At 57.5% G+C, this 26,645-nt stretch carries 28 protein-coding genes and 3 pseudogenes; 9 read left to right on the top strand and 22 right to left on the bottom strand.

The genetic code is table 11. From position 1 onward, the window contains the following. Nucleotide 1 precedes the first annotated feature (1 nt). Nucleotides 2-835 (top strand): glutamate 5-kinase, encoded by an 834-nt coding sequence (proB, locus tag BLR57_RS16205; RefSeq protein ID WP_394327577.1) that lies wholly within the window; start codon nt 2-4, stop codon nt 833-835. Next, the gene (locus tag BLR57_RS16200) at nt 828-2,159 is read left to right on the top strand and encodes a glutamate-5-semialdehyde dehydrogenase (RefSeq protein WP_089699292.1); all 1,332 of its coding nucleotides are present in this window, start codon (nt 828-830) and stop codon (nt 2,157-2,159) included. Before proB ends, BLR57_RS16200 begins: the two co-directional genes overlap by 8 nt. Nucleotides 2,160-2,324: 165 nt before the next feature. Here the strand turns inward: BLR57_RS16200 and BLR57_RS16195 are convergent. The 3 genes and pseudogenes from BLR57_RS16195 to BLR57_RS16180 all read right to left on the bottom strand — a co-directional run. Beyond that, a pseudogene (locus tag BLR57_RS16195) lies at nt 2,325-2,708 on the bottom strand (DUF955 domain-containing protein); the annotation flags it as partial. Between the two features lie 81 nt (nt 2,709-2,789). Beyond that, complete coding sequence (locus BLR57_RS16190) at nt 2,790-4,070, bottom strand: RNA-guided endonuclease InsQ/TnpB family protein (protein ID WP_089699290.1); 1,281 nt, start codon at nt 4,068-4,070, stop codon at nt 2,790-2,792. A gap of 304 nt (nt 4,071-4,374) precedes the next feature. After that, nucleotides 4,375-5,384, bottom strand: a pseudogene (locus tag BLR57_RS16180) (DUF6610 family protein). A 232-nt stretch (nt 5,385-5,616) separates the two neighbouring features. Between BLR57_RS16180 and BLR57_RS16175 the strand changes: the two are divergent. Continuing rightward, nucleotides 5,617-5,925, top strand: a complete 309-nt coding sequence (locus BLR57_RS16175; protein WP_089699288.1) for a toxin-antitoxin system TumE family protein — start codon at nt 5,617-5,619, stop codon at nt 5,923-5,925. Beyond that, entirely contained in the window at nt 5,912-6,352 is a 441-nt protein-coding gene (locus BLR57_RS16170) for an HVO_A0114 family putative DNA-binding protein (RefSeq protein ID WP_089699287.1), read from the top strand. The genes BLR57_RS16175 and BLR57_RS16170 overlap by 14 nt, the downstream gene beginning before the upstream one ends. Nucleotides 6,353-6,381: 29 nt before the next feature. Here the strand turns inward: BLR57_RS16170 and BLR57_RS16165 are convergent, their stop codons facing one another. The 8 genes and pseudogenes from BLR57_RS16165 to BLR57_RS16130 all read right to left on the bottom strand — a co-directional run bounded on the left by BLR57_RS16165 (nt 6,382) and on the right by BLR57_RS16130 (nt 11,910). After that, the gene (locus BLR57_RS16165) at nt 6,382-6,603 is read right to left on the bottom strand and encodes a DUF8129 domain-containing protein (protein ID WP_089699454.1); all 222 of its coding nucleotides are present in this window, start codon (nt 6,601-6,603) and stop codon (nt 6,382-6,384) included. Nucleotides 6,604-6,660: 57 nt separating this feature from the next. After that, nucleotides 6,661-6,913, bottom strand: a pseudogene (locus BLR57_RS19775) (DUF7389 domain-containing protein); the annotation flags it as partial. A gap of 167 nt (nt 6,914-7,080) precedes the next feature. Then, on the bottom strand, nt 7,081-7,572 hold the full coding sequence (locus tag BLR57_RS16155) for a DUF7995 family protein (protein ID WP_089699285.1): 492 nt from the start codon (nt 7,570-7,572) through the stop codon (nt 7,081-7,083). Nucleotides 7,573-8,182: 610 nt separating this feature from the next. Beyond that, the gene (locus BLR57_RS16150) at nt 8,183-8,587 is read right to left on the bottom strand and encodes an SWIM zinc finger family protein (protein ID WP_089699283.1); all 405 of its coding nucleotides are present in this window, start codon (nt 8,585-8,587) and stop codon (nt 8,183-8,185) included. 145 nt (nt 8,588-8,732) lie between these two features. Continuing rightward, a complete protein-coding gene (locus tag BLR57_RS16145; RefSeq protein WP_089699281.1) occupies nt 8,733-9,152 on the bottom strand; it encodes an HVO_A0114 family putative DNA-binding protein in 420 nt (139 codons plus the stop codon). Between the two features lie 24 nt (nt 9,153-9,176). Then, entirely contained in the window at nt 9,177-9,491 is a 315-nt protein-coding gene (locus BLR57_RS16140) for a toxin-antitoxin system TumE family protein (protein ID WP_089699279.1), read from the bottom strand. 463 nt (nt 9,492-9,954) lie between these two features. Then, entirely contained in the window at nt 9,955-10,827 is an 873-nt protein-coding gene (locus tag BLR57_RS16135; protein ID WP_089699277.1) for a biosurfactant protein 1, read from the bottom strand. A 126-nt stretch (nt 10,828-10,953) separates the two neighbouring features. Beyond that, complete coding sequence (locus tag BLR57_RS16130; RefSeq protein WP_089699275.1) at nt 10,954-11,910, bottom strand: transcription initiation factor IIB; 957 nt, start codon at nt 11,908-11,910, stop codon at nt 10,954-10,956. Between the two features lie 178 nt (nt 11,911-12,088). On the opposite strand from BLR57_RS16130, the gene BLR57_RS16125 reads away from it, so the two are divergent. Further along, nucleotides 12,089-12,628, top strand: a complete 540-nt coding sequence (locus BLR57_RS16125; RefSeq protein ID WP_089699273.1) for an NUDIX hydrolase — start codon at nt 12,089-12,091, stop codon at nt 12,626-12,628. Nucleotides 12,629-12,833: 205 nt separating this feature from the next. Here BLR57_RS16125 and BLR57_RS16120 read toward each other — a convergent pair whose 3' ends face one another. Next, complete coding sequence (locus tag BLR57_RS16120; protein WP_089699272.1) at nt 12,834-13,730, bottom strand: SOSS complex subunit B family protein; 897 nt, start codon at nt 13,728-13,730, stop codon at nt 12,834-12,836. 709 nt (nt 13,731-14,439) lie between these two features. Between BLR57_RS16120 and BLR57_RS16105 the strand changes: the two genes are divergently transcribed. Then, nucleotides 14,440-15,732, top strand: coding sequence for an outer membrane protein assembly factor BamB family protein (locus BLR57_RS16105; RefSeq protein ID WP_089699270.1), 1,293 nt, complete (start codon nt 14,440-14,442; stop codon nt 15,730-15,732). Nucleotides 15,733-15,805: 73 nt separating this feature from the next. Here BLR57_RS16105 and BLR57_RS16100 read toward each other — a convergent pair whose 3' ends face one another. The 6 genes from BLR57_RS16100 to BLR57_RS19510 all read right to left on the bottom strand — a co-directional run bounded on the left by BLR57_RS16100 (nt 15,806) and on the right by BLR57_RS19510 (nt 19,846). Continuing rightward, nucleotides 15,806-16,225: a hypothetical protein gene (locus BLR57_RS16100; protein WP_089699268.1), complete on the bottom strand. Its 420-nt coding sequence runs from the start codon at nt 16,223-16,225 to the stop codon at nt 15,806-15,808. A gap of 43 nt (nt 16,226-16,268) precedes the next feature. Next, nucleotides 16,269-16,871 (bottom strand): ArsR/SmtB family transcription factor, encoded by a 603-nt coding sequence (locus BLR57_RS16095; RefSeq protein ID WP_089699265.1) that lies wholly within the window; start codon nt 16,869-16,871, stop codon nt 16,269-16,271. Between the two features lie 197 nt (nt 16,872-17,068). Then, nucleotides 17,069-17,488: a hypothetical protein gene (locus BLR57_RS19060; RefSeq protein ID WP_139173382.1), complete on the bottom strand. Its 420-nt coding sequence runs from the start codon at nt 17,486-17,488 to the stop codon at nt 17,069-17,071. A 78-nt stretch (nt 17,489-17,566) separates the two neighbouring features. After that, nucleotides 17,567-18,130 carry an ArsR/SmtB family transcription factor gene (locus tag BLR57_RS16090; RefSeq protein WP_089699264.1) on the bottom strand — a complete coding sequence of 188 codons (564 nt, stop codon included), beginning with the start codon at nt 18,128-18,130 and terminating at the stop codon, nt 17,567-17,569. A 210-nt stretch (nt 18,131-18,340) separates the two neighbouring features. Continuing rightward, nucleotides 18,341-19,582 (bottom strand): RNA-guided endonuclease InsQ/TnpB family protein, encoded by a 1,242-nt coding sequence (locus BLR57_RS16085; RefSeq protein ID WP_089699261.1) that lies wholly within the window; start codon nt 19,580-19,582, stop codon nt 18,341-18,343. An 87-nt stretch (nt 19,583-19,669) separates the two neighbouring features. After that, nucleotides 19,670-19,846, bottom strand: a complete 177-nt coding sequence (locus BLR57_RS19510; protein WP_170830673.1) for a hypothetical protein — start codon at nt 19,844-19,846, stop codon at nt 19,670-19,672. A gap of 786 nt (nt 19,847-20,632) precedes the next feature. On the opposite strand from BLR57_RS19510, the gene BLR57_RS16075 reads away from it, so the two are divergent. Then, complete coding sequence (locus BLR57_RS16075) at nt 20,633-21,625, top strand: hypothetical protein (RefSeq protein ID WP_139173380.1); 993 nt, start codon at nt 20,633-20,635, stop codon at nt 21,623-21,625. 245 nt (nt 21,626-21,870) lie between these two features. Here the strand turns inward: BLR57_RS16075 and BLR57_RS16070 are convergent, their stop codons facing one another. Beyond that, nucleotides 21,871-22,680 carry a hypothetical protein gene (locus tag BLR57_RS16070; protein WP_089699255.1) on the bottom strand — a complete coding sequence of 270 codons (810 nt, stop codon included), beginning with the start codon at nt 22,678-22,680 and terminating at the stop codon, nt 21,871-21,873. A 227-nt stretch (nt 22,681-22,907) separates the two neighbouring features. Here BLR57_RS16070 and BLR57_RS16065 point away from each other — a divergent pair, with 227 nt between their 5' ends. Next, nucleotides 22,908-23,831, top strand: coding sequence for a helix-turn-helix domain-containing protein (locus BLR57_RS16065; RefSeq protein ID WP_089699253.1), 924 nt, complete (start codon nt 22,908-22,910; stop codon nt 23,829-23,831). Continuing rightward, a complete protein-coding gene (locus tag BLR57_RS16060) occupies nt 23,828-24,640 on the top strand; it encodes a DUF6036 family nucleotidyltransferase (RefSeq protein WP_089699250.1) in 813 nt (270 codons plus the stop codon). The genes BLR57_RS16065 and BLR57_RS16060 overlap by 4 nt, the downstream gene beginning before the upstream one ends. A gap of 600 nt (nt 24,641-25,240) precedes the next feature. Here BLR57_RS16060 and BLR57_RS16055 read toward each other — a convergent pair. From BLR57_RS16055 to BLR57_RS19505, 3 genes are all read right to left on the bottom strand, one after another. After that, nucleotides 25,241-25,834 (bottom strand): class I SAM-dependent methyltransferase, encoded by a 594-nt coding sequence (locus BLR57_RS16055; protein WP_211603301.1) that lies wholly within the window; start codon nt 25,832-25,834, stop codon nt 25,241-25,243. Nucleotides 25,835-25,914: 80 nt separating this feature from the next. Beyond that, entirely contained in the window at nt 25,915-26,244 is a 330-nt protein-coding gene (locus BLR57_RS16050) for a DUF7558 family protein (RefSeq protein WP_089699246.1), read from the bottom strand. Then, on the bottom strand, nt 26,244-26,534 hold the full coding sequence (locus BLR57_RS19505; protein WP_170830672.1) for a DUF8069 family protein: 291 nt from the start codon (nt 26,532-26,534) through the stop codon (nt 26,244-26,246). The genes BLR57_RS16050 and BLR57_RS19505 overlap by 1 nt, the downstream gene beginning before the upstream one ends. Nucleotides 26,535-26,645 lie beyond the last annotated feature (111 nt).

The raw sequence follows: 26,645 nt of genomic DNA, 5'->3' as shown, positions 1-26,645 counted from the left end.
GATGAGCGGGACCGCCGAGGCGGACACGGTACACGAAACTCGACGGCTCGCGGCCGAGGCCGACCTGGTCGTCGTCAAAGCGGGGACGAACTCGCTGACCGACGAGCAGTCCAACCTCGACGATTCGAAGGTCAACAAACTCGTCGACGACGTGATGGACCTCAGGCAACAGGGCAAACGGGTGTTGCTCGTCTCCTCGGGTGCGGTCGGTGCCGGGAAGGGCCTCATCGGTCTCACCGACGAGACGGTCGAGCAGTCTCAGGCGCTCTCGACGGTGGGACAGTCGCAGCTCATGCGGCGGTACACCGAGCGCTTCGAGCAGTTCGACCAAACCGTCGCTCAGATCCTCCTGACGGAGAACGACCTCGAAGACCCCGACCGATTCACCAACTTCACCAACACCGTCGAGACGCTTCTCGAGTGGGACATCGTCCCGATAATCAACGAGAACGACGCCGTCGCGACCGAGGAGCTTCGGATCGGAGACAACGATATGCTGTCGTCGTCGGTGGCGATCGGCATCGGTGCAGACCTGTTGGTCACGCTCACCGACGTCGGCGGTGTCTATACCGGGAACCCGAAGAAGGATCCGTCGGCAGAGCGTATCGAAACCATCAGCAGCAACTACGCCGCAGTACAGGAACTGGTCGACGAGAGTTCGAAAGACGCGTTCGGCGGCATCCGAACGAAGGTGGCTGGCGCGCGTGCCGCGAGCGAACACGGCATTCCGGCAATCATCGCGAAGTCGACCGAAAGTGACGTGTTAGACAAGATCAGTGCAGCCGAACAGGTCGGGACGCTGTTCATCCCGACGAACGGAGACGACGATGACTGAGAAAACGACCGAAACGAAAGTCGAAGAGGCACAGACGGCCGCGCTCCGAATCGCGAGCCTGTCGGACGATGAACGCTCCGAGGCACTCCACGCGATCGCGGAGACGATTGACGCGAGACACGAAGAGATACTCGAAGCGAACGAGAGAGACGTCCGCGAGGCGGAGGAACTCCTCGAAGCGGGAGAGTACAGTCAGGCACTCGTCGACCGGCTGAAACTCTCGTCGTCGAAACTGGACAGCATCACGGACATGGTTCGGAGCGTGGCCGCCCAGGAGGACCCGCTCGGAAAGACGCAAGAGGCCCGAAAGCTCGATGAAAGGTTGGAACTGTACAAGCGTTCCGTTCCCATCGGTGTCGTCGGGACGATCTTCGAATCCAGACCCGACGCACTCGTACAGATCGCGTCGCTCTGCCTGCGCTCGGGTAACGCAGTGATACTGAAAGGCGGGAGCGAGGCGAGTCACTCGAACCGGATCCTCTTCGAGCTGATCCAGGAGGCGACGGCCGACGTCCCCAGCGGATGGGCACAGCTCATCGAAGCGCGAGCGGACGTGGACACCGTCCTCGGGATGGACGACTCCATCGACCTCGTCATGCCACGAGGCAGTTCGGAGTTCGTGAGCTACATCCAGGATAACACGAGCATCCCGGTGCTCGGTCACACTGAGGGCGTCTGCCACGTCTACGTCGACAGCGAGGCGGACATCCCGATGGCGACCGACATCGCGTACGACGCGAAGGTGCAGTATCCCGCCGTGTGTAACGCGGTCGAGACGCTCCTGGTCCACGAAAGCGTCGCCGAGGAGTTCCTCCCGGAAATCGCCGCACAGTACGAGGACGCCGACGTCGAGATGCGAGGCGACGACGCGTCGCGAGCGATCGTACCGATGGAGACGGCCAGCGAGACCGACTGGGAGACCGAGTACGGTGATCTCGTCATCGCCGTCAAGATCGTCGGATCGCTCGAAGAGGCGACCGACCACATCACGACGTACGGCTCCAAGCATACGGATTCGATCGTCACCGACGACTCCACCCGCGCCGGATTGTTCATGCGGAGTCTCGACTCGGCGAGCGTGTTCCACAACGCCTCGACACGGTTCGCCGACGGCTTCCGCTACGGGCTCGGGGCCGAAGTGGGGATCAGCACCGGGAAGATTCACGCGCGCGGTCCCGTCGGCCTCGAGGGACTCACAACCTACCAATACTTCCTCGAAGGCGACGGACAGGTCGTCGGAACGTACGCGGGTGCCGACGCGAAACCGTTCCTGCACGAGGACTTCGACGCCTCCTGGAACCAGGGGTCGCTGTCGAACCAGTAGCTCAGGCCCGGCGAGCGAACCGCTGCTTCCGGCCCGCTGAGTACGTCGGTCGTACCGTCGTATCAGCTTACGTTAGGTTGTGACCCCCGCGCACCTTCTGGGGGTGACAAACCTAACCAACGAACCGCGACCTAACTCACAAACGTTGGTTAACTCGCCGAGAACTCACTCCCTAAGCGACCGGATAATCTCCTGAGCATTCGAACTGATCCGCCCGAGACGCTCCTGCAACGTCTCTGCATCCTCGTCACCCCACGCGGCGAGGTAGAACGCCGAGCCGCTCGTATCCAACCCGAAGTGCCGACCGACAACGTACGCAACTGCTTCCGCCTCAACCTCACGCTTCGCACGCTCATCCTCTTCACGAACCCCGTTGTGTAGCCGAGCGTGGGCCAACTCGTGAACCAACGTCGTCGCGAGGTCGGCGTCATTCGGTCGGTCTTTCACCTCGACCCGTGGACGAGCACCGGAGTAGATACACACACCGCGCGCCTCACCGTGCGACCATTCGTCCTCAGCCACTACTGCCGTCTCGATCTCCCACTCGTCTCCGAGTGCCATTGACATCCTCCCGCGCCTGAAGACGCGGGAATCCCACGGCACCGCGCCGCTGGGTTGGGATATTGTGGTTTACGATGTTACGTGTTCTTGAGGTGCGAACGCACCAGTTTCCTTGTCAAACAAGAACCTCGATGGCTGTGCCAACCAGCCGTTACTCCTATCACCGCCATCCGTGGCGAGACTCGGAGATACTTTCTGCCGAATGTTCTCGGCGCCATTCACGTCCGCGTTCGCCACCGTCTCACACGAATCGCAGACGTACAGTCCGCGTTCAACACGGTTCACCTCACGCTTCTGACCACAGCATGAACACGACTTCGACGTATCGCGCTCCGATACCTGCGCGACCGTGATGCCTTCCATATCGGCCTTGTATTCAAGCATCGAGGTGAAGCGGTCGAACGCCCACGAGTGCAAGTCAAGGTTGCCGTGCTTGCCCCAGTTTTTCGACTCGCCGTTCTCCTCATCCTCACGGGTGCCCGAGAGGTCACCCACCACAATCGTCCCAACACCTTCGTCAACACACCGTTCAACGATGTGCTTGGACAGGGTGTGGAGGTAGTGGGTACGGCGAGCCGACTTCTTCTGGTTCAACCGTGTCGCTTGGTTGGAGTCCGAATCGTCACACTGAGCGATGCGCTTGCTGAAGTAGTAGTCATCCTGCTTCAAGCAGTTCAGCGGGTATAGTTCGCTGTGACCGGTTTCGTAGGCGAGTGCGGCGAAGTTGTTGATGCCGAGATCAACACCCACGGTCTTCTCACCGGGTGCGTCAGCGACCTCTATTTCGACCTTGCAGACGAAGTGCAGTTCCCACTCGTCACCAGTCCAGACAGCCCGAACTTGTTGGACGTTCTCGACAGTGGAGAGATTAACGTCAGGGCGCGTCTGGTACTTGCAGAGGATGAAGTCCGACCAGTATTCTTTCAGGTTGGAGCCTTTGCTGAGTCGGACTCTCTCGTGGTTGGTGTCGAGTTTGAAGCCTGCGGCTTTGAACGTCACCGTACTCCGTGGATGGTCGTCACCGTGTTTGCGGTACTTCGGTGGGTTCGCTCCCGTGTCTCCGTTGCGTCGTTTGCCGTACCAGCCGTTGAACGCTTCAGCGAGTTCTTGAAGGACTCGCTGACTTGACTGAGAATGCAGGTCATCGTAGCGTTCGTGTGACTTCAAATACGAGGTGAGTTCGTTGTGACCGGGGATGTAGCCGATCTCGGACCACACACGGTCACACGTCCATCGTCCGACGTTCCAGAGTTTTGAGGCTGAAAACCCGAGCGAATCGAGGTCGTCGGACACCCGTTGCTGATTCCGTATGGAAGCAGTGTAGGTGCGGGTGACGACCTGTTTCGCCATACGTAACCTATGTCGTGATAGTTACTTGAGTGTGTGGATTATGCAGCGTGGAATATCCTGCCGTGTAGTCGAACGGTGGTTTGTGTAGGGTAGGTCGGATTCATCCTGACCCTAAAGGGTCAGGCATTCTCCTTGACTCTCTGTAACTGTTGAGGTCACCGATGTGAGCGAGTCAGTCGGCTTCGCAGATGTGGTTGAGCGAAAACCCTACTACGAATAACAGAGGCTGGACATCGGTCTTGGTACATTTGATTAGCGGTTAGAGAAACTCGCGTCCTGAGCGGGCGTGGAACCCAAGATCGTACTACACGGGCGGGATATAGACACTGGCTTCGCCCATGACTTCCCCGAGATGGTTCCGAGTGCGGTGCGTGAAGTGACACTCGTAACAGAAGTACCCACAAGCGTCCCCAGTATCGTACTCCGCGACGAGTGGGCCACGCGACCCCGTCCAGACGTCGTCTTCACACTCGACGCAGGCCGATGAGTGAAGATCTGCTGGCGTCGGAGGTTGATACTGTGTCTGGCTATTACACCCAGTCGGTCGCTCCGGCCAGACGCCTTGACTCTCCCAAAACGAGCGGACGTGACCAAGCCCGTGCCGGACCGTTGCTCGAACCGTCATATGGCTATAGCGTCGCGACCGCTGTCGTCCCATCCACTATCCGTCCAGAACTCGCCGAACTGCGCACCGCGATGGAGTCCGTTCCAATCGAGGCCGACGATGTCGGCAGGTGGGTCGCCCGCCAGCGTCGGTTGCGTCAGTTGGTGGATGGCAGTGAGTTGCTTGGGTGGACTGCCTCCGAGGATATGGACTCGACGGCCTCGCCAATCGACTGGGTCTGAGAACTCGTGCGCTAAGATGTCCGCGTAACCACGGGAGTAGCCGACGACGATGCCATCTGGTATCTCCTCGAGTGCCGCTTTGCATTTCGGGACGATGACGAACTCCGTGTCGGGAACACGCTCTTGGAGGTCTCGCACCGCCCGAACGTACGACTGAGCCTCTGCACTATCGTAGGCGTCTCCGATGATGCCGACGTCGGGTTCGTGGTCCAGGACTCGTTCCGTGTAGCGGTCGAGATCTGGATTTCTGAAGTCATTGTCGAGCATGCCGACTGGTAGGTCGAGATTGAGGAACTGCTGTTGTTGGTAGCTGCAGTCCTCTCGAAAGCCGGTGAGGAAGCTGAGGTTCAACGCGTCGATGGCGAATGGGACGCGATGGAGAAACGCCACATAGTCGGCCTGTCGAGCGTCGCCGTAGGTGTTTGTCGCGCTGTCGCTGGTTGCGCCGGAGAAGTCGTGAATGGACACAGGGAGTCACCTGCGAGGCACCGCCGCCCCGCAGCTCTCAGGGGCAATAAATATCGCCGCGGGATGCATTAACCAACAAGGCTGGAATCGGTCCCACTCTGTTGGTTAATCTTCAAACAAGCAGCGAGCGGCCGCCTCGGTGCCGGAGAGCGTTTGCTGATTCTCGTCGGTATTGAGGTGCTGTTGTTCTCTACAACAACATTCATCATGATGTGGTGCATAACAACACTAGATGGTCGGGAATGGCGCGAAACGAATCATCGGTCAAACAATCGACTATCCGGAATCGGATCGCTTCGCGCATATCTCGGTGTGGTCCGTTCCCGGGTCAGAAGCCTACCCTGAGGGAATCAAGTACAGTATGCACTACGGGAATAAGCCGGGAGACACGATTCTCGGTTACGACAATGCCCATCCGGAGACGAAAGGCCATGAACGTCACGATGGCGGGGACATCGACGGCGACTACGAGTATCCCGGCAGTTACGTCGAGGTCCTGCAGCGATTTCGACGCGAGGTGAATGAATATGAGCAAGACTGAACCAACCAATGATGGAGCGAACGACCGCCGGACGCTGACCGTTCGAGTCGGCACACCTGACAATGCTTTCGATGCGGTCGAAGCACAGCTCGCAGCCCTTGAGGCGGGCGATGAACCAGAGCCACTCTATGAGGTCGTCCTCCAGCGGGAGGAAGATCTTCAACGATTGCTGTCAGCGAGAAACGTCCAGCTCCTGCAAACCATTGCTCGCGAAGAGCCACAGAGCATTCGTGAAGCTGCACGATTCGTCGGTCGCGACGTCCGGCAGGTTCATGACAACCTCTCGGAGCTCGAAACACTTGGACTAGTTGAGTTCGAGCAGGTTGGTCGCTCGAAGAAGCCGACGGTGTGGTACGATGATATCAATATCGAACTCCCGGTTGCGATCACTGATACAGAACCAGTTGATGATAGCGCGAAGGCCTGAGATATCTGCTTGTCTCTCACCGATACGATTCATTCCTCCTGTGTCCGAATCTCCTGTGCTCGGTGTTCGAGCCGCCGGAGAATCCGCACGCGCTGTTGATTCGCGTTCTCGTAGGCGACACAGGCTCGAAGCGTCGCCATGTCGTGGATGGTCGAGATACCTGCGTCGACGAGGTGGGTGGTTGGTGCTTCGAGACGCTGCTCGGGTGTGAGGCCGGTCGATGCTGTTGGTTCGGCTGCGTCGTTGCTCATTGAGTTTCGCCTCCAGCCATTCTGGAGGCGCGAAAAACCAGCTCTCTTAGCACCCTGCTCTGCCTCGTCGTCGGGGTGAATCTGCCGAACGTCCTCGGCGAGGTTGTGCAGATACTGTGTCCAAGTCGTCATGAGTCTCTCCAAGTGTTCGTGTCTTGACTTTGGCCGTCAGCTCGTCTTGGTCTCTCGTCGCCGTTCCACGTTTCAGTTTCACCGTCAACGAGACACCAGCGTCACTGCGCTCAACGTATTCGGTCTGGGTTGCTTCCTCTCGATTCGACTTCGTCGCTGGTGGGTTGTCGTCAGTCATTGGTCTACTGCGACGGCTCTCTGTCCCCCGCACTCCTCTGGAGGTGAAAAACTCACTCGGCGCTCACCGAATTCGCAGGGCCGTCATCTCATTAACCAACAGAAACGGCGGTAGTTGCGCTCTGTTGGTTAAGACCATAGTGCCTGTTCAGTTGGGCGATTTCTGGCTCAGTAGTGGACGTCCGCCGGAATAATCCACACCTGCTCGTCGGACTCGAGGACACGATCGAGCTGGTCGCGATGGCGGATCGCCCCGCCGTACTCATCGTACAGGAAGAGCGACGGGCCATGGTACGCTCCGAGATTGTAACAGGCGTGTCGAGCGAGCTCTTTGTCGCGCATGAGTTCCTCAGTGTCGAACTCGTCGACGGCGGTTCGTACTCGTTCGAGATTCCGTTCGAACTCTTCGGTCGTTGCGTTCCATCCTCGTTCAAGAAGTTCCGATCCTTCGTCGGAGTCGACCGGTGCCACCACGGGTAGTTCACCCCACCGTGCCTTCCCGGCGACAGACGTTGTCTCGTCGTCGAACGTGACGTAGTAATCAAAGACGGCGTCGGTGTCGGGGCCGACGCCAACGAGACGGTCGAACGCTGCGTTACCTTTGGCGAGGGCATTGTCTCTATTCGGTGCTTCAACGAGCGCGTAGATGAGTTGGTGCATTGTGGTTCTCGGAACGCGATGTGTGTGACGCCCCGCAGCCTTCGGGGGCAGAAAAACGCTCTCCGGTGCGCTCCAGCTCGGTTGTGTTTCGTCGCTCTCGTTTACCCCTCAATCTGTGATAGGTTTCTGAAGCCGTGCTGAACTCAGCGCTCGAGTCGGTCACGAGTCAGTTGTCGTGTGGTGTCGGAACGCAGTGATAGACTCATATGAGGTAGTTCACGAGCGCCGGTTAAGTGACACACCCCACAGCAAGCACACAATACTTGCTATGAAATAAACGATAGCAGGAGGAGTGTACGTGAAAACATTCGTCCATTGGGCCACAGCATATACGGCGGAAAGGAGACCAAGACCTAATAGTAGTGCTATCTCCACTCGGCCCACGCCTTTCTTTTGTCCACTGTTCGTCATTTCATAGCCACCTACGTTAGTCCGGCATAAGAGTATACGTACGTACGTACTCCCTTTCCAACGGCTGGTTCAGCAGGAGGCGGGAGGTAATAAACAGACTCGTCGCGCTGACTACACCCTCTAAGTTCAGCACGCACCTTCTGTCACCACTTGGAGAAATACACCGATAGCTGCTCGCCTCGTGAGCCGTGAGCCGGTGCTACTCCGGCAGTGTTCGCTTCCCCGTTCGATAGCACTCCCAGCAGGGGAACCCGTCGCCAAGGTCTGCACAGTCGCACTCGTCTGTCTCGCCAGCGTCACCATCGCTCACGACGGTTCCGCCGTCGGCGACCGCCTGCGTTGCAGCGGCATCGAGGAGTGGAGTCCGAATCGCAACTGCAACACGGTGCTTACACGCCGACGAGTACTTCGCGTCGGCTGGACACTCACACGCCACCGGGATTCCGTCGTCGACGGTGACGTGGTACTCGTGATCCGCTGGCTCGGCGTGACTGCAGTTTTTGACGCGAATACCACCATCACAAAGTTCGAACTCGAATGCCTCATACTGGGCTCGTTTGACGACTCTCCAAGTACTGTCGAGGTTTGCAAATGCATTCGTCATGGGTCGACGAGGCACTTCTCGAGTGCCCCGCACCCTTCAGGGGATGAAAAAATCTCCGTGGCGTTTAGCGTTGCAGAGGTTTGACCCCGATAAGCCCCGTTGACCTCTCGAACATGTCCACTACACTTTCCTCCCGATTCTTGAGTTAGTCAGCGCTAGCGGGAGTACTGTCTGCGTCGACGTCGTCGAGGAGCGGATAGTCGATGTGCATCTCGATCTTATCGAAAGGAACGACTGGTTGGATTGCCCCACCGGGGCCACCTTCTTTGAGTTCGAGGATACCGAGTACCTCCAGATGTTTCAGGTCTGCATGGACATCAGAGACGTCGCGATCGACGAGTCGGGCTGCCTCACGCATACTCGAGGGCTGCTCTGTCGCAATTGCTTGAATGAGTTCGAGACGGAGTGGGGTGAGGCTATCGACGAGGTCGTCGTAGGATCCAAACTGAAGGACTGCTCGGTCATCCTCCGTCATTCCCTTGTCGGACTCTGTGCCCTGAACGAATTGCAGGGTGTCCTCACGGAGCTGTGCTCGGTCGCCGACGGTAATATGGAGTGTCGTCATGGTTGTTTCAGTTGGTGTTGTGATTTAGTATGACCGCGGTGGGCTGCCCCCGATGACATCCCAATATTCGTCAGCGCTGGCCCAGAACTCGACGAGGAGTTCTTCCATACCCTGGAACTCAACGTCAGTATCGCCGGCTGCGGTATGGAGTTCGTGGCCCTTCGTATCTTCGTTGGCGTTGTCGTACCGGATGAGCGTGAGGTCTTCGAGCGTTCCGAGGTGAAGCGTGTACTTCCATCCGGATGGGTAGGCATCTGTATCGGTTGTTCGCCGGATGACGACGTTTTCGACGAGTCCGGCTTCGACGTGTGTATAGCGACGCGTAAGTTCCTGACCCATCCGTTACCTGTTGGGATGATTCCCAACAGCAAAAGTGTGTTGGGCTAGACTCCAACACGCTTTGAGTGTACTCAAAGTCATAGTTCGCACACTAGGAGTCAAAATTTATAGGTCGCGACGTCGGCCGACTCACACACTGAACACGAGTCGTCGGTGCTGTTGAGTGTCGTTCCACAGTGACGACACTCGTGGATAACAGTCTCGTCAGTAGCGAATAGATGTGCGATTAGCCGTTTCATCGACCCACACCCTGCCGTGCGACGCATTTCATCTGACATCCGGTGTTGCTGAGGGCGGCACGGTGGCTGCTCTTGAGAGGTGTCTGACTGATGGTGTCTCTTGTTGTCATTGCTTAATCTTGGGACGAGTATTTCTGAGCGCCTCGCACCTCTCGGGGGCGGATAAATCTCTCAAAGAGCGACCGACAGCAACCAATATTCTCCCGACATCTCTCTGTGTGAGCTTACTGACTCGCTCCGGAATCAGGCCCAAAGCACGGAGTTCCACACAGATCGCACTTCCAGATTGGCTGTCCACTCCACGCCTCGTCGGGACTTTCCTTGAACGCTGAGAACCGATGTGTCGTCTCTCGGCCACACTCCCCACACTGCAGCGACGTCTTCGTTGGTATCGAGTGCTCTTGAGACTCAGAACGCGTCTCCATGGGAGAGCGTTGGAGTGCAATCGCTGGAACGAGCCAGCCGTCGTCGCCTGCGCTCTCGAGGAGCGTCGAGAGTTTCGCTTGATCTCGAATGGCGCTCCCACTCTCGTCGTAGAGGTACGTCGCGTGTTGATTCAATGAGCGAGCTGTGCTTCCCCAGGTCGTTCGCTGACGGGCAACTGCAAGCACCTCCGCACCATGCTTCGAAGCAACTCGAACCGCAGGAGAGAGCGCTGGCCACGCGTCGGTCAACCGTGCAGCCGGTTCTTCGTCGAAGTCGTAGATAAGCTGGCACTCGTCGACGGCGGGGTCAGACCCATTTGTCGCAAGCAGTCTCGCTGCAGCGGCTCCTTTTGCGATGGCGCCGTAGTACGTCGTCGACTCGACGAACAGGTGCACGACGTGCAGGAGCGACAGCTCGGTATCCGAGTGACGCTGCTCGTTCGATGGATCGAGATGGTGAGTGAGACAGAACCGGCACTTTGGCTGGCCGGGTGGAATCGACGTCCCACAAGAGGCACAGTTGATCTCTCGCTGTTGGGCCTCGGCTGGGTAACCTACGAGAGACTCTTCTCGATTTTGAGCGTCGAAATGAGCACCGAGTTCGCGATCCGGCATCCGGGTTGCTTCACCCACAGGACGAAGTGCTTCGTAGTCGGCGTAGTGGTCAGTCATCGGCTTGTCTCGATTTCGTCCGGCATCGTACTTCAATATCGAGACGGACCCCGACGAACCGCACTCGGGTTGCGTACAGTCGCAAAACCACTCGTCTTGTCTGTCGACGCCGAGCTCCCTCGAACCCTATGGCGATGCGACTTGGACCTCCCCGTCAATCAGCTCGGTAAGTTCTGCACGTCGCGCTCGAAGTGTCGTCGGCGTCGTTCCAGCGGCTTCAGCAACCTGTGTCTGTGTCAGCGACTGACCATGTTCACGACCGGCGAGATAAAGACAGGCTGCAGCAACCCCAGACGGCTGATAGCCGTTCGTAATGGACGTCTCATGCGCACGCTCGGCAAGCGTTCGCGCTCGACGACGAATCCGTTTCCCGACACCGAGTTCCGAAGCGAGTTTGGGAATCAGCGATTGTGGGGCGACGGGCTGTGTCGGGAGTCCCAACTCTTTATTGAGCGTTTTGTACGCGTTCGTGACACCCGAGTGGTCGACTCGAGCAACGTCGACGAAGTCATCACGGGCGACTGGCCGTCCGTGACACCGACAGACTCCATAGACGCTGGCGGCAGCGATTGCTTCAATCGACCGACCAAGCAAGAGGTCCTCGCGTTGGGCACTGCGAAAGAGCTGACACGCTTGCTCTCGAACCGAGTCAGCAAGTCCGAGGGCACTCGTGATTCTTCGGATCTCACCCAAGCCGTGTGCGAGGTTGCGCTCGGCTTTCGACTGGAACCGCCCCCGCGTCTGCTCACGTCGCAGTCGGGCAAGCTGACATCGTTTCGACCCAGAGAGCGTGCGTCCCTTCGCATCAGTTCTACGCCCGATCGTAGTCGATAAGCCCCGGTCGTGACGGGCCGCTGTGAGAGGAGCACCCGTCCGTTCGCGGTTGTTGTCGCCGTCTTCGAACGAGCGCCACTCGGGGCCGTGGTCGATCTGCTGGTCGGCGATGACCAGCCCACAGTCTTCACAGGCCGTTTCCACTGCGTTGGTCGCGACGTGCCCGTTGCATTCGGGACAGTAGTTCGAACTGGACTCACACTGGACGTCTTCGTCGAAGGCCGTTTCGTAGATATCTCTCGTTGCCATGGTACTCACGAGGGACACTAGACGAATCGCGAATCTCTTGCGCCCCTCACCCCTCAGGGGCAGAAAAACAACACTGCGGTCTCGTCTAATTCCTCGGAGTCTGACAGAAAGTGCGTGCTGAACTTAGAGGGTGTAGTCATCAAAGACTATCTTCCATGTCGAATGTGTATCCGGAAGCATGAATATCGAGAAGAAAACTCGGGAAGAGGTCTGCCGACGGATTGACCGGTTACAGGAAGGGTACGGCCCGTTCCCTGTTCACGAAGAGACTGTCGAGAATAACCCGGATTACTTCAAACAAGGGGAGGAGATGGCAGAAGAGGGATGGATTGGCGACGCTGGTGCGTGGATAACTGATGATGCGAATCGGGTGCTATTGATTCGACATGAAGGTTCACCGAACGAGTGGGGGATTCCGGGTGGCGGACACAAACCGGGGGAAACAATGGAAGAAACCACACGTCGGGAAGTACGTGAAGAGACTGGAGTCGAATGCACCATTACGGGCGTAAACTATGCCCGGCGGAAGACCATCGTGCTGGCACCCAATCCCGGTGAGCGGTACTGTATGCTGACGGTCATTTTCAATGCAGAGTACGACGGTGGTTCCATCTCGATCAGTGACGAGGAGGTGTTGGAGGCGAAATGGTTCTCAGAACTTCCAGAAAACGTTCTTGACTTCGTGGAGGAACACGTCTCAACGTGGGACAGTCACTGACCGACTCGCGCCCTGAGTTCAGCACGGCCTCAGAAACCTGTCACCACTCGATAACAATTCAAGACCGCCGATACGGAGCGAACTCGCTACCGAACGATAGCGAAAGCCCGGCGGCTCTGCGAGTTGCCCGGAACGTGGAGGTTGGGTGGGGCGGCGGGAAGTGGGCGAACGGGCACGTAGCAAAAAAGAAGGCCACGTCGTCCGGCTATTCCCACCACCGACCGCGCTCAGGGAAAGTGAGACTCGACCACCCGGTGACGGCCAGGGAGACACGTCCTTCGTACCAGTTCCGCGCCGCACCATCGATGCGCACCTGCTCGCCCTCGTCCATCAGGGGTGCATTCGACGCTTTCCAGACCGTCACTCTGGTTTTTCCACTATCGTCGGCGATGAGGCCCACTTGAGCGATACTCGGATGCGAGGGAACCCACAGTGTCTCGACACGCCCCGCAATACGCACCTCTTTGCGATTCACGTCCTCGAGCTTCCCGATGGGAACTACCTGTCCCGGCACCGTCTGCAACGCCTCGAACACACTGACGACCGCGCTCATCATGTCCTTCCCACCGACCACGGCCTCACCGAGTCGCCGCCCAATCGCCGCTCGCGACCAGCCATCGAGCTTCTCGCTCAATCGCACCGCCTGGGTGTTCACCGCCGCCAACTGCTCCTTCGTCAGTTCTTCACGCGGATCGCCTCTATCTGGATCTGCCCACACATCCACGCTCGCCGCTCGCTTCTGGAACGCCGTCCGTCGCTCCTCATTTCGTTTCGCCGCCACGTCTCGCGACCGCTCTTCTCGTCCCGCTTGCGTTCCGAACGTCGCTCGTGCACTGATGCGCTCCAGCTCTTCCTCGCGGCCCCGAATGCGCTCTTCCTGTTCGAGGGTTGCCCCGTAGATGCGCTCCTCGCTCGTGTCGACGATTCCGTCCGGGTGGTTCGCATCCACCTTCGCTTGCACTTCCATCTGCACCGTCGCTCTGAATTCCGGCGTCTCATCGACGACCTCGAAGCCGTCCTCGTCGACCGCTGCTTCGCTTTGTTTCTCGAACGCCTGTTCATCGACCGAAACTACATTACTCGTTGCGTTCTTACTTGACATTGGATCTCACTGATCCGAAGGCGCACACGCGCCCGACACCGCGATGCACCAACATCGCGGTTTTCCGACGACAACGCCCGACAGAACCTTCTACGCGCTCTCGCTCGCGCCTTCGTGAGCGCCCCCTGGGGCGCGAGCGAGAGCGCGCCAAAGGAAGGTCACCCAACCAGCACCGCGCGCCGACCCGCCCGGAGCGAGCGTCCAGCTTTAAGCCGTTTCTCGTGTCCGGCCCGGACTGCGAGTCCGTGTCCAGGGCGACGGTCGTGAGCACGGCGAGTCGTGGTATGACTCGCCGCGCGGAACGGCCCAAAGCGCTGGAACGCGAAAGCCCGCGAGGGGCGCAACCGAAAACGCGCTTAATGCTGGCGTCGAGACCAGATTCACTTTAGCCCGGAACGCCGAGCTTGCTCGGCGCAGCCCGGAATGGTCGGTCGCGAGCGACGCGGAGGGCGGAATGCGGCGAGCGGTGCGTGCCGTATAGTACCACACCAGTCAACCGATGGGGATCACGAGCCTAGCAACAGACTCCGGGCGGGACTGAAAGGGGCCGGACGCCCGACGTGCCCCGACGACGCAAGCACCGCAGGAACGAGGCGCACAGCGAGTCACGGCCGGCGAGCGTCCGGGGGCTTTCGAGGTGACCGCACCAAACGCTAGCAGCTGTTTGTCCCTCCAGAAGACGTTTGACACAGTGTTGTCCACTGTTCATATGGTCTCGCTGACGCGTCGGCACCTCCTCCGACAGACTGTGGCTGGCGGAAGTGTGCTGGCTCTGGCCGGGTGTACCGCCCCGAACGTCCCCGGCCTCTCAGGTGGGGAGTCGGTGCCGAAGCCGTTCACGAACGACGCGTACATCGCGAGCTACACGACGTCTGGTCGTTGGCTGATGGAGGGACACGATGGCGGCCGAACCGGCTACGCGGCCTCCACAGTCCCACACGGCGACGTCGACGTCGCTTGGCTTCGGCGGCCGGGGAACGACCCACATGGCGCAACGGCCCCGGTCGTCGGCCCGGAGCGTGTCTACCTCGCCTATGTCGAGTCACCGGATGACGCTGAGCATTCGGTCGTCTACCTTGCAGGGTTCGATGCTGAATCCGGCGAGCAGCAACTAGATGTGCAACTTGAAACGGGCCGTGCAGTCGGACTCGCACTCGCGGACGACACACTCCTGGCCGTCACGCGTGGTCCGGACTACGAGCAGGCGGCCTTGACTGCCCTCGCCCGCGACGACGGGTCGATCCAGTGGACGGAGACGATTCCGGACGTGACTGGCTCGCCAGCAGTCGTGGACAGAACCTGTTACTTGGCGACGCGAGACGAGGACAACGCGGTGTACGCCTACACGCTGGATGGCACCCAACAGTGGCGCACACCTATCGACGGGGAGTGCTACACAGCGATCTGTGCGGACCACGACGGCGTCTACGTCGGATTAACTGACGGACGTATTGCAGCACTTGATGCGACGACCAGTGAGAGACAGTGGAGCAAACAGATCGCCACACCTGACGAGTGTTGTCCGGATATTCAGGGCACACCGACGGTCGCCGAGGGCCGTCTGTACGTCCCGGGCATTGCCGAGGAACTCGTCGCCGCCGATACCGCTGATGGAACCGTACTGTGGCGGACAACCGTCGTCGACGAGGACTACGGGAACGCGATACCCTCACCAGCGGTCACAGGAGATACTGCGTACGTGAATACGTATCACGGAGGGCTCGTTGCAATCGATATCTCGGACGGGGCGATTCGCTGGCGGTCGGCCGAGAGTGGGGACAACCAACCCCCTGCCGCCGGTGACGGTGGCGTGGTCGTGCCGCGGAACGACTCCGTCGTTGCCTACGAGACGAGTGACAGCCAAGCGTGGAACCTCGAGATCACAGTCCCCGACATCGGGATGGCGGGCTACATCATGGATACTGAAGTCACACTGGCACACGGAATGTGCTACGTCGGAATCGCTGATGGACGGATCTACGCGATTGGTGCCAGCGAGTGAAATAATTCATTCTTAGCAATCCAAAATCGACTATTGATAGATACAGAGAGTGAGATCTGCACACAGGCCGATTTCACCCGCTGGGTTTTACAATTCGCCGAACAGCAACGCCGCCAGCAAATCCCAGAGTTCCGACTATTACGGCATAGACTAGACCGATCACGCCCGCCGATAGCACAGCATCGGCAACACGGTCGCTCGTTCCCGATTCAAGAAATCCTTCGAGATATACTGCGAAGGGGATACTGAATGCGATGAGCCACGCGATTACGAGCCCATCGTTCTGGTATGCGAACCACGCAATCCCCGAACAGATGACGAGCGAGACACCTCCAATGAGAATCTCAAACGGAATCTGTGTGAGGTATGGTTGGAGGTTCAGCACGCTGGAACTGACGAAGAACAAGACGAAGAGGCCGATCGAAATTCCGACCCCGGCTTTCGAATGGTTAGGTCGGGATCCAAAAAGCAATCTGTTGGCAGTGGAGGGCATGTTACGTGACGAGGGCTGGGAACGAAATAACGATTGAGTACGCTCATATCGAATTTTGAGCGTTCTCTCTGTTCGAGTACCAGTTCCACCCGATCCATAGACCCACCAGAAGAAGACTGAACAGGCCGCCGATAAGGAAACCAATCGCCAGCGGGAAGCCGGTTACTTGTCCAGCCGATGCGTTCATCTGGATTCCGAATAGCATTGAATCATCAACGACGATGCCGATGGCGAAGCTTGTCGCAATCACAACTCCAACAGCGGAGACGAGTTGCTTCAGCCGTGACAGGAGTCCAGCTTGACGTTCCTCGGTTCCGACAAACAGGACAATCGGCTCGTCTGAAGGTCCATAGATCCGCATCTCTTGACCCTTCTCCGAATATCTAGTATCAGCGACTTCGATCGCTCCTGCGTCTTCGAGCTTCGTGAGATGATACGAGACGTTCTGCACCGAACCGCCAGTCCGATCTGCGATCTCTGAGGGTGTCGCTGGTTCGGTGTACACCTCAGTGAGGATTTTACGGGCAGTCGTGGACGAGATCGCGCTCAAGACCTCGTTCGTTTCCTCATCGTCCATCCCAAGGACCTGAATCTCTCCTTTCTGGCGAGCGTCAACGTCTGTGTCAGAGTATGGTAGAAGAGACATATTTCAGTTTAGTCCGATGTGCTACTGAAACTCAATTGGGATGTCGGTCAGCAGTACCTACCGATTCGGCTGGCTTTGTTGAAATCCTGTCGGTCAGATGCTATCGCTCGTAAAACAGCCGCTACGTAGAGATTTCATTTCCTGCGCTGGGGAGCCCTATCGGACAGGACGGCGTGTCGTTCCCGAAGTGGCCAGTATCACGCGCTTGCGGCTCGTTGCTTACGGCGATATTCCAGCCTCCCTGTGACACCCGCAAGAGCGACGACGCCCACCCAGAGGAGGATATACAGAGCAAATGGTGTCGGCACAGCAGATGGTGGACGAACAGGGCCCGCTAGCCACGAGCCGAATCCTGAAAGGAGCAGGAATGCAGCGACGATGATGGCAGGTGAGATGACCTTCTCACCAACGTAAAACAGGACTGGAACGAATCCAAGGAGAAACATTCCAAGGAGGATATACGCTCCATTGAGTGGTTTGGTCATGAGCAGTTCCCACAGATTATCGAACCAACGATTCCAGAGCAAAACAGCCACACCTGCGTGGACCAGTCCACCAACCAAGCCGCCGATAATCGAGGTTCTTGTTACGATCGATTGCGTTGAGGTACGTGACATACACGTCAGTTGACCACCAGGGCCCTTAGTACGATGTTTGGGCCAAAATTAATTTTGACAGATGAGGATGTCGACCATCTACCTGTTCCGGGCCCACCACAGGACGACCAGTCCAAGGACGAACAGTCCCCCGAGGAGGAACTCCAGTCCCGGGAAGGAGAGGAGTTCCAGAATCGTCGGCGTATCACCTGCACCACCTGGCTGTCCAAATGCCTGAAAGACAAACAGGAAAGCAGAGACGAGGAACAGAAGCCCCGTCGCGCCGACGAGCCGCTTCAGTAGGTCGAGGAGTCCCGTTTTACGTTCCGTGGTGCCGACGAAGACGACGACGGGGTCGTCTGCGGGTGCATACACGTTCATCTCTTTGCCCTTCTCTGAGTACCGGGTATCAGCCACACGGACCACGCCTGCCTCTTCGAGATTGTCGAGGTGGTAGGAGACGTTCTGCAGGGACAGATCGAGTCGGGTAGCAAGTTCAGATGGAGGTGCCGGATCGTCGTAAATTGCAGTCAGGATACGCCGCGCCGTTTCCGACGAAAGGGCCTCAAACACGTTTGCTGTCTCATCTTCATCCACACCGAGAACTCGTATGTCGCCCTCTTGCTCGGCAGTCACGTCGTCAGTGGAGGGCAACAGAGACATGCTCTCTTGTCCATCTCGTACTGTCATAAGTCCATTGTGTCCGCGTGATACAGCCTTCTCTAGTCAGTAGCCTTATTCTGGAGATAGAGCTGTACTTGGAGTACGTCCGAGTAATGCAAGCGTCCAGCGGGTCGACATCCACTCCACACAATGGAAGCGTCCGCTCGCTAGCGTCAAGGACGCTACGGCGGCACCTCGCGGGTCTGTGCGCTATTCGTTGGGCGACACTGCGGCACCCTCAACGGGAAACCACTGGTGATCGTCCCACTGGAACCGCACGGGCCGTGCCGTCGGCCTGACTGTTGTGTTCGTTGCTCGTTCGAGTAATGTTCTCGAAGCAACGAGGTCGGCGTGGCCGTCGAAACCACACGGACAGGTGAGCGTCTCTCGATGCCGGCGTGTTCGGTCCCGTTCGCCACATTCTGGACAGGTCTGGGACGTCCACGCCTCCGAGATTGCTTCTACGTCGATTCCATACTCTTCACAGACTGATCCGAGTCTATCAATACACTGCCGATGCGCCCAGAAGGTCCGTGCTTTGAGATTCGCCTCCACCGACCAGTACTCACCGAGCACTCCGGTGAGATCGCCGTGGTAGAGCGTTGTAACACCAGCTTCGTCTAACCGTTCAACTACGTCACGGAGGAGCGCGTTCACCGCATGATCGCGCCGTCGAGAGCGCTTGCGATAGAGACGCTTGATTCGCTGACTGGAGTGTTGTCCGTCGGGGAGTTTCGCTTGGGCGTTGGCGATAGCGTTAGTCGTCTCTCGGAACCGATCGAACGGGGTTTGTCCACTGTAGAGATACTGCTCCCCGGTCGTTGTCGTACAGGCGACGAGCACATTCGCACCGAGATCGAGTGCAGCGGACTCGGAGCCATCTGATCTGCTCTCTTCGACGTCGTCGATGGTTACGGATTGATGCACACGGTACGTCTCTTCGACCGAGTCGTACGAGATTTCGAGGCGGCCAGCGTCTCCACACCACTTTGGATCGCCCCGAACCGGTAGCCGAAGCCGCTCGTACATCCCGAACCCGTACTCGTCTTTGAGGTCCATTCCGATGGGTATCTCCAGTCGTGAGCGCTCGTTCCACTGGAGCGTGTATGCGTCGTTTCGAATGTAGGTTCGCAGCTCTCGGCCATCGTCTCGATTTCCCCAGTAGCCGGGGGGACTCGGATCGTATTCTGGCTCGTCGAGAAGCTCGAAGAAGGACCGCCACGCGGTATCGTTCACGCGGGCAATCTGCTGGGTCGTCGCACCGCCGAGTACGTCGACATACTCGTCGTAGTAGCCATCGCACTCCCAGACACTCTCTCCTTCGAAGAACTGCTGTCGGCGGTCGTAGGTGAGTGTGTTCCAGAGGCTTGCCGAGGCGTCTAGCACCCGTACGAGAATCTCTTCTGTCGTCTCGGACCGGGGAACGATATCGAAGGTATTCGTTCGTCTCATGTGTGATTCCTCTCTGGTGAAGGCCCGATCACGTCGCGCCCCCGCCCGTTACGGGCGCAAAAAACACAGCACGAAAGTCGGGGTGTATCATCGGTCGTTGCGTCCCCACATCCGTGGGACGTACCCGAGCTGTTCGATGTCGTCGGCGTAGTCATGAAGGAGTCCGACGAGAACGATCTCGGGAACACCCGCTTCGGCTTGGTCGACCAACCACTGCTCCAGTTCGTCTTCCGCCTGCTCAACCCGGCCAAGGTCAACCGCCATCTTGTCGATCCTCCTCTGAGTGACGATACGCCTGTCGCTGGTGGTGTTGTTCCATCAGAAATCACCTAGCTCCTATGCAGGCGTGTTCAAGCCGCGCCTGCACCCATTGCAGGCGCTAAAAACTTACCGACGTTGTTGAGGGCAGGTCAGAGACTGATATGCTCGCTCGTGTCCGGCCCGATGCGCGGGACCGTGTCCAGGGCGACTGTCGTCGAGAACGCGCGCCGCCGTGTGGCGCGCGACAGCGCAGGCGGCACAAAGCGCTGGAACGCGAAAGCCCGCAAGGGGCGCAACCGACGGGGATACCCGCTGGCGTCGAGACCAGATTCATTTTAGCCCGGAACGGGCGCTCGCGGTGCGGAGAGCGCCCGCACGCCCGGAATGGTCGGTGGCGAGCGACGCGGAGGGCGGCAGCGGCGAGCGGGGCGTGCCGTAACATAGAACCTGTTCAACCGGGCTCGACGCTCAGTAACCCAGCCGACATCCTGGCGGACTCAGAAAGGGCGAGGCCGTCTCGGTCGTCCCCCGACCCTGCAAGCACCGCAGGCACGAGGAGCGCAGCGGTGGTCGCGGGATGCCGAGCGGCCAAGGGCTTTCAAACAGAATCTATGCTTGTGAGACGAGAATTGCTACTCACCGACAACCTCGGGTTATTCCCCGATCAGGACATCTACACCTGTCGGTGGTACATCGAGTCAATTCTACTGGCTGGCGAAAAATGACTCTCAACTAGCGGCTTGGGGAGCAAGATACTTCAGAATATGTGACAATGTACCTATCATCTCTATGGGGAGCGTCGATGGCGATTATGTTTCAGACATCGTGTTCCAGCGCTCAATCTCTGAGCAGTTTGGTGCAGAACTTGCGATTGGACCCGCACTTGCACTGGCTGTTGGGCAGATTCCATCATCAGGCTACAGACAGACCCTGCTTTCAGTAGCGATGGTGGTGCTGGTCTTCTCGTCTGTCTTCAGATTTCTTGCGTTCACAGATCGATTTGCCGACCCAGAACGTGTTTCTCGACTTACGGTTCGACCCCTCCAAATTAGCGCCATAATTTGTTTGGTACAGATTGTCCAGTTTGCTAGTATCGAACTCTCAGCGTTTGTCCCAAGTATAGAGACAGTTGGCCTGAGTTTATTGATTACGCTACTCGGGACCGTTTTGTTTATACTCGGGTACGAATCGGTATTTCAGACGTACCGGTTCAGTTGGGGCGTTCTGTACTACGTCAAGGTGGTTTCTATCACCCAATCTATTGGTATGGATTTGGGAGACGTTGATGCAGTCACCGAATTCATAAATTCTGAGGACTCGATTGGGGACTCGATGAAAACCGCGGTTTCCCTCCTTCTCATTCAAGTTCTTCGGGCAGTCTATGTTTCTGTGGCTTACTTTCTTCTACGAAACTCAATCCCAGAAGAAGAGGACAATCCGTACATCGATGAGCTTCAAACTTGGGTTGATACTCACCGTGACCAGAAACCGATCAGTGATCGAGCTTCTATAGGTTTTGCACTCGGAATTTCGGGTATGGTGGTCTTCCCGGTTTACTTCGTTTTATCGTGGACTCTTTCATGGATTCTTGGACCGGTCCTCACCGTTCTCGGGGTGGTGGTTGTAATGAGGCTTCTACAGCACGTAGTCAACGTCGCGTACATCTCCTTTGGCGGACTCCGATATGATCAGGTACTCACTACGAACGCAAGATCAGTGGCTATCGATGCCATGTATACGCTTGTTGTCTGGGTGATGCTAGTCTGGCTTCCATTCGGTTAATTGAGCTTACTCCCGGTTCGATTTACTACGTGCGCCCAGTCACCTACCTAACCAGCTGTTTCACAGAGAGATCTATGGGATATTGGGCGACAACATTAACTCAAATTGACGGTCGCGTGCGACATGGGGGGCGGCAGCGGCGCTGCATGGTGGGCCGTAACAAAGAACCTGTTCAACCGGGCCCGACGTTCAGTGATACAGCCGACATTCTGGCGAACTCAGAGTACGAAGCAACCTGTGGCGAATCAAGGTGGAATATCTAATCCAGGGCCGTCGCCACCTGCTTCAACCGCTATATTACAGGCTATCTCAAGTGATTCCACGAGTGCGTTTACATCCCCTTCGCTAGAAATCACGCTTCTGTTGCCGTGCATCACCTTGTTTCGATACTTCTCAACAGTGTCGAACGCCTTCTTACACTGAGTCTTTGAGGAGAACCCCAATTGATCGAGGAGGTCCTCGTTACCTCGAATAACTTCTTTCAGGTCTGCGATGGACATGAACTCAACGGGATGAAGATTCACGTTCTCATCGACAGCGTTACGCCATCGACCTATTGCGCCTCCTCTTGGACGGACATCCTCATAGACTTCCTGGAGCTCTTCAACGCTGTACTCAGCTTTGATTAGATCAGCAACTGCTTTCGCAGTCTCTGCATAATAGGTGAACAGGAACTCCTTCGCAGTTCTTGTATTCAAATCTGCAGCTGTGACGATTTTCCAGGAGTCCGGGTCGGGATGGGTAACTAGTGCAAATGGGTACTCAGTCAGGATATTGATACAGTGCAGCATTATCTCATTGTACCTGACGCACTGTTTCTTATTGGTAGAGCGGACTTCGCCGGTCTTCACCTCGTAGTATTCGAGTGAACGGTATGGCCTGAGAGGTGCATAGTCGTATCCGTTCTCTTCAAGCTCGTTGACGAGCTCCGCCATCACTTCATCTTGGTCAAGCTCATTCTGGGCAATGAAATAAATCTCAGAAGCAAGCTCCTCTGCGCTGCCTTCGCTGGGATAGCGAATGTAGTCCTTGACCTCCTCTTCGTTCCAATACATATGCAAGAACGGTGGGACAGGACATGAAAATACTATCTGTCGGTCTGCATTTAATCAAGCAGATTCTTCTTCAGCTCTGCGTTGATTATGCTTCATTCACATCATAGAAAAGCCGATGCCGAGCGGCCGAGGGCTTTCATTCGGTATGCCCACGTCCTCGACAGAGTCCGCTCTGTGTTGCAAAATACCGAACTCATTTATATATTGGTTCGCTAGTATGCAACAGTATGCTCACAGAAGGCGAGGTTCGCGCCCTTACAGCCCTCCACGGTGAGCAGACGGTCTCTGACTTTGCAACGAATCTCGATCGGAGTCTCAGCTACACGTCAGAACTCGTCGAGCGGCTCGAAACGGCTGGCCTCGTCGAGACACGTCGACAGGGGAAAACAAAGCGGATTCGACTGTCGGACGCAAAGGCCCTCGAGTTACTCACGAACCTCACACAGCAGTATTCACACATCGACTGGCCGGAGCTGTTGTCAGGGGCAGCCCTCCGTGTGTGCTACTACCTCGACACCCCACGGACCGCGACCGAACTCGCACGCCGCGCCGACGTCCACCGAAGTACCGTCCACCGTACGCTTGCCCCGCTTCAGCATCGCGGAATCGTCTACCAAACTGACGACGGGGCGTACGCACTGAACGACGGCTTCGAACAGTTGAGCGTATTCGCTCGTGAGCTTGCCCATCACGTCCACCGTCAGACTGTCGAAGCACAGACCGACACCTACACGATTCTGTGGGAGTCCCTCGACGAGTTCCTTGTCCAGACACCGACTGAGATCACCGACGAACACTTCATTCCGACAGGACCAGACCAATTCCAGCGATACGGTCTCCCGCTGTTGGCACGTGATCGTCGATACTACCTCTATTCGGAAGCGACGAGCGAGCTCTCCCCGGAGATGTTGTGCTGTCACATGCTCGTGATTGATTCCGGCCCACGAACGCAGTCATACTGCCTGCTCCTGCTCAGTCACGTCGACATCGACCGCGGCGAACTTCTAGCCCAAGCCACCAAGTACGGCGTCGACGACGTCGTCGACGACCTCTACACGTATCTCGACACCAGCGGTGCCCAGCGGACGTCCCGACTTCCCGAGTGGGAGGACTTCCAGGAACTGGCTGACGAGTACGAGGTGACGCCATGAGGCGGCGGTTCGATAGCTCATACATCCGGTCGGAACTCGAGCGCATCGGCCAGCAGCTGGACAACCCACTTACTGTCTTCTTGATTGGCGGTGGGTCGATGGCCTTTCGCGGACTCAAGGAAACGACCAAAGATATCGACCTCATCGTTTCCTCCGGCGACGATCTGAGCCAGTTACAAGCGGTGCTCCTCGAGTTGGGATACGATATCGTCCGGGAACCGGACGAAGAGTACGAAGAACTCGGTGCCCAGCGCATCTTCGAGAACGATGACGGGTGTCGTATCGACGTTTTCAACCAGCAGGTAATCGGCAAGCTGATTCTGTCTCCAGGCATCCGTGAGCGGAGCGAACGGTATCTCGATCCTGGGAATCTCGTGGTCGAGCTCGTGAGCCCAGAAGATATCTTCCTGTTCAAAGCGGTTGCCGGTCGGGTGGACGATATCGAGGATATGTTCTCGTTGATGCAGACCGGCCTCGAGTTCGATGTCGTCGAAGCGGAACTCGAGACGCAGGTCGAACTCTTGGAGCAAGAGCTGTTCGTGACGTACGTCAACGAAGCGTTGACCGATCTCACCGAACAACACAATGTGACGACGCCGTTGCACGGCCCAGTGGCGGAGATCACCGAACGCGTCTACGAAGAGCTCGAAATGCTGCACGCGCTTGACGAACCGAAGTCGGTGGCTGACCTGCAACAGGAGCTTGATCGGTCTACAGCGGACGTACAGGAGATCGTGATACGACTGGAAGAGAAAGACGCTGTTGCGGTAACCGATGGGCGCGTCGAACGTCACTCAATGACGATCTGACCACGGAGGGGAGGAAGTGAGGCCGTGACTACGCTGTGAGCAAGTCTACACGGCTCTGTTGAAACCTCCAGACCTTGGCAGAAAGTGCGTGACACATACAGAGGGTGTATTCAGCACGCGACTGCGATTCGTTTCACCCCGTTGGTTGCGAAACAGCCGTTCAGTAGAGACGTGTGAATTGACCGGTGCTTATTTGTTAGAACACTATAAAGTCGGTCGGACGATGGTTCTTGAGCTCATAATTCCGGCCTTGGTTGGATTCGCATTCGTCATGATTTCTGCCTATGCTGGGGCACTACGAGCGTTGGAAGTTTATTTTGACCCAAACCAAGACAGCATCTTCCTCTCAGACGATTCTGAACCACCAAATATGCAGTGAATCGCCTCCTCTGAGCAATTCGATTCTCTCATACTGTGCGTTGTGTCAGTTACCGACTCGCGCGCTGTATTCAGCACGAGCGCAGAAACCTCGCTGAGCCCTGTCAGAAGTCGCGTGTAACATACAGAGGGTAGGTTCAGCACACACTCATGGAACGTCATTCGTTCAACTCTCGGAAGTTCCGTACGGCTGAGTTTTCGACGGAGGCTGCTGACGTGGTACTATCGGGTGGCGATGATGACACCGACCGACTTAGTGATGATCTCGATATCGGTGATCGTGAAGCCTGCATCCACGAGGAGATCGGCGACGGTTCCCATCGGTGGTAACGTCTCGTAATCGCTTGGGGACTGCACCGGTGCGAAGCGCATCTTGTCGGCGATCACTATGCACCGCGAATTCAGCGACGCGAGACCGCCGATGGCGGCGCGTAATTCGTCCTCGCCCCCTTCGTCGTAGGCCATGTAGAGGGCATAGCTGGCGATGACGACGTCCACTGGTTCGTCAACGTTCGGTTCACGGAACGACCCGTGGCTGAACGAGACGTTCTCTATGCCACGCTGCTCGGCCTTCTCACGGGCGTACCGGGGCCACTCGTCGTAGATATCCCGCCCTATCACGTGGTCACACTTCGACGCAAGTTCGAAAGCGACGATACCGGTACCCGTACCGATGTCAAGCACGACGTCGTCGGGCTCGATAGGCGCGTGTGCAAGCAGATACGACAGACACCGCTGGTACACCTCGTCTGCCTCGCTGTCCGAGTCGTAGTCCATCGGGGTGTACCCGTGACAATCGCGTTCTGTGTCGGTCATCGGTAGGGCGAGTAGGCTGTACTGATGGATAAGGGTCTCACGAATCATCGCTGACACGTACGACCGACTACGACTCTGTATCAAGGCTCACTAACGAGATGGTCGCCTAGGTCCCGCGTCCAGTACGTCGCGGGCCCATCGGGACTACATCTCGCACACAGCTGTAGTGGACCTTCCAGGTGGCCGAGTTCGACACGGAACCGTGTGAGGGCTGCAAGCGCATCGACGACGAGGCCACAGCTATCGCAGGCGTGGTGGTCACGCTCGTCGGGATCGGGATTCGACTGGATCGCGCAGTCGACGCAGATCGGGTGTGTGACTCGTTCGTCTTTGCCCCAGGTATGTGCCTCTCCCACGTCTGTACCGGGAACCGCATCGCAGAAGGCACAGCCAGCAAGTGTCTGTTGCATCACTCTCCTCCCTCGTCGGTGTCGCGAGCGGCGGTCCAACCTCGATGGAAGACCGCGAGTTGGAGTATCGAGTCGAATGCCTCGTCGCTTGGCTCGTGGACGAGGACCCGTTCGTCGGGGATGGGAGTGATGACGTCGTCGTCGACGAGGTCATTGACCAGAGAATGGGCTCTCCTCTCGTCAATATCCGCTACCGAGACGCGGGCGGCATCTTGATCCTGTGCGATGAGATCTGCTTCAAACCGTTCGTGGTCGGCTGATGCATCGTCGAGTGCGTCTGTACCGGGCATGGGAATCACGTCGGCGCGAATCTACGCGCCTCGGCCTCTCAGGCGCGGACAAACTGCTCTCTGCTACGTGTTAACCAACGCTGCAAGGGGGCTATGATTCTGTGTTGGTTA

Source organism: Halogranum gelatinilyticum (assembly GCF_900103715.1).
Lineage (GTDB): Archaea > Halobacteriota > Halobacteria > Halobacteriales > Haloferacaceae > Halogranum > Halogranum gelatinilyticum.
Note: the sequence above shows the minus strand (reverse complement) of the source record. Positions and strands in the feature narration are given on the sequence as shown.

What these genes read in the sequence shown, in the direction of transcription:
- BLR57_RS16075 (WP_139173380.1), top strand. Translation starts at nt 20,633, where the DNA reads ATGGGGAGCGTCGATGGCGATTATGTTTCAGACATCGTGTTCCAGCGC.
- BLR57_RS16145 (WP_089699281.1), bottom strand. Translation starts at nt 9,152, where the DNA reads ATGACGACACTCCATATTACCGTCGGCGACCGAGCACAGCTCCGTGAG.
- BLR57_RS16095 (WP_089699265.1), bottom strand. Translation starts at nt 16,871, where the DNA reads ATGTCTCTTCTACCATACTCTGACACAGACGTTGACGCTCGCCAGAAA.
- BLR57_RS19510 (WP_170830673.1), bottom strand. Translation starts at nt 19,846, where the DNA reads ATGGCGGTTGACCTTGGCCGGGTTGAGCAGGCGGAAGACGAACTGGAG.
- BLR57_RS16105 (WP_089699270.1), top strand. Translation starts at nt 14,440, where the DNA reads ATGGTCTCGCTGACGCGTCGGCACCTCCTCCGACAGACTGTGGCTGGC.
- BLR57_RS16065 (WP_089699253.1), top strand. Translation starts at nt 22,908, where the DNA reads ATGCTCACAGAAGGCGAGGTTCGCGCCCTTACAGCCCTCCACGGTGAG.
- BLR57_RS16140 (WP_089699279.1), bottom strand. Translation starts at nt 9,491, where the DNA reads ATGGGTCAGGAACTTACGCGTCGCTATACACACGTCGAAGCCGGACTC.
- BLR57_RS16055 (WP_211603301.1), bottom strand. Translation starts at nt 25,834, where the DNA reads ATGACCGACACAGAACGCGATTGTCACGGGTACACCCCGATGGACTAC.
- BLR57_RS16100 (WP_089699268.1), bottom strand. Translation starts at nt 16,225, where the DNA reads ATGCCCTCCACTGCCAACAGATTGCTTTTTGGATCCCGACCTAACCAT.
- BLR57_RS16165 (WP_089699454.1), bottom strand. Translation starts at nt 6,603, where the DNA reads ATGAGCAACGACGCAGCCGAACCAACAGCATCGACCGGCCTCACACCC.
- BLR57_RS16130 (WP_089699275.1), bottom strand. Translation starts at nt 11,910, where the DNA reads ATGGCAACGAGAGATATCTACGAAACGGCCTTCGACGAAGACGTCCAG.
- BLR57_RS16150 (WP_089699283.1), bottom strand. Translation starts at nt 8,587, where the DNA reads ATGACGAATGCATTTGCAAACCTCGACAGTACTTGGAGAGTCGTCAAA.
- BLR57_RS16155 (WP_089699285.1), bottom strand. Translation starts at nt 7,572, where the DNA reads ATGCACCAACTCATCTACGCGCTCGTTGAAGCACCGAATAGAGACAAT.
- BLR57_RS16120 (WP_089699272.1), bottom strand. Translation starts at nt 13,730, where the DNA reads ATGTCAAGTAAGAACGCAACGAGTAATGTAGTTTCGGTCGATGAACAG.
- BLR57_RS16090 (WP_089699264.1), bottom strand. Translation starts at nt 18,130, where the DNA reads ATGTCTCTGTTGCCCTCCACTGACGACGTGACTGCCGAGCAAGAGGGC.
- BLR57_RS16190 (WP_089699290.1), bottom strand. Translation starts at nt 4,070, where the DNA reads ATGGCGAAACAGGTCGTCACCCGCACCTACACTGCTTCCATACGGAAT.
- BLR57_RS19505 (WP_170830672.1), bottom strand. Translation starts at nt 26,534, where the DNA reads ATGCCCGGTACAGACGCACTCGACGATGCATCAGCCGACCACGAACGG.
- BLR57_RS16175 (WP_089699288.1), top strand. Translation starts at nt 5,617, where the DNA reads ATGGTCGGGAATGGCGCGAAACGAATCATCGGTCAAACAATCGACTAT.
- proB (WP_394327577.1), top strand. Translation starts at nt 2, where the DNA reads ATGAGCGGGACCGCCGAGGCGGACACGGTACACGAAACTCGACGGCTC.
- BLR57_RS16085 (WP_089699261.1), bottom strand. Translation starts at nt 19,582, where the DNA reads ATGAGACGAACGAATACCTTCGATATCGTTCCCCGGTCCGAGACGACA.
- BLR57_RS16050 (WP_089699246.1), bottom strand. Translation starts at nt 26,244, where the DNA reads ATGCAACAGACACTTGCTGGCTGTGCCTTCTGCGATGCGGTTCCCGGT.
- BLR57_RS16200 (WP_089699292.1), top strand. Translation starts at nt 828, where the DNA reads ATGACTGAGAAAACGACCGAAACGAAAGTCGAAGAGGCACAGACGGCC.
- BLR57_RS16060 (WP_089699250.1), top strand. Translation starts at nt 23,828, where the DNA reads ATGAGGCGGCGGTTCGATAGCTCATACATCCGGTCGGAACTCGAGCGC.
- BLR57_RS16125 (WP_089699273.1), top strand. Translation starts at nt 12,089, where the DNA reads ATGAATATCGAGAAGAAAACTCGGGAAGAGGTCTGCCGACGGATTGAC.
- BLR57_RS16170 (WP_089699287.1), top strand. Translation starts at nt 5,912, where the DNA reads ATGAGCAAGACTGAACCAACCAATGATGGAGCGAACGACCGCCGGACG.
- BLR57_RS16135 (WP_089699277.1), bottom strand. Translation starts at nt 10,827, where the DNA reads ATGACTGACCACTACGCCGACTACGAAGCACTTCGTCCTGTGGGTGAA.
- BLR57_RS19060 (WP_139173382.1), bottom strand. Translation starts at nt 17,488, where the DNA reads ATGTCACGTACCTCAACGCAATCGATCGTAACAAGAACCTCGATTATC.
- BLR57_RS16070 (WP_089699255.1), bottom strand. Translation starts at nt 22,680, where the DNA reads ATGTATTGGAACGAAGAGGAGGTCAAGGACTACATTCGCTATCCCAGC.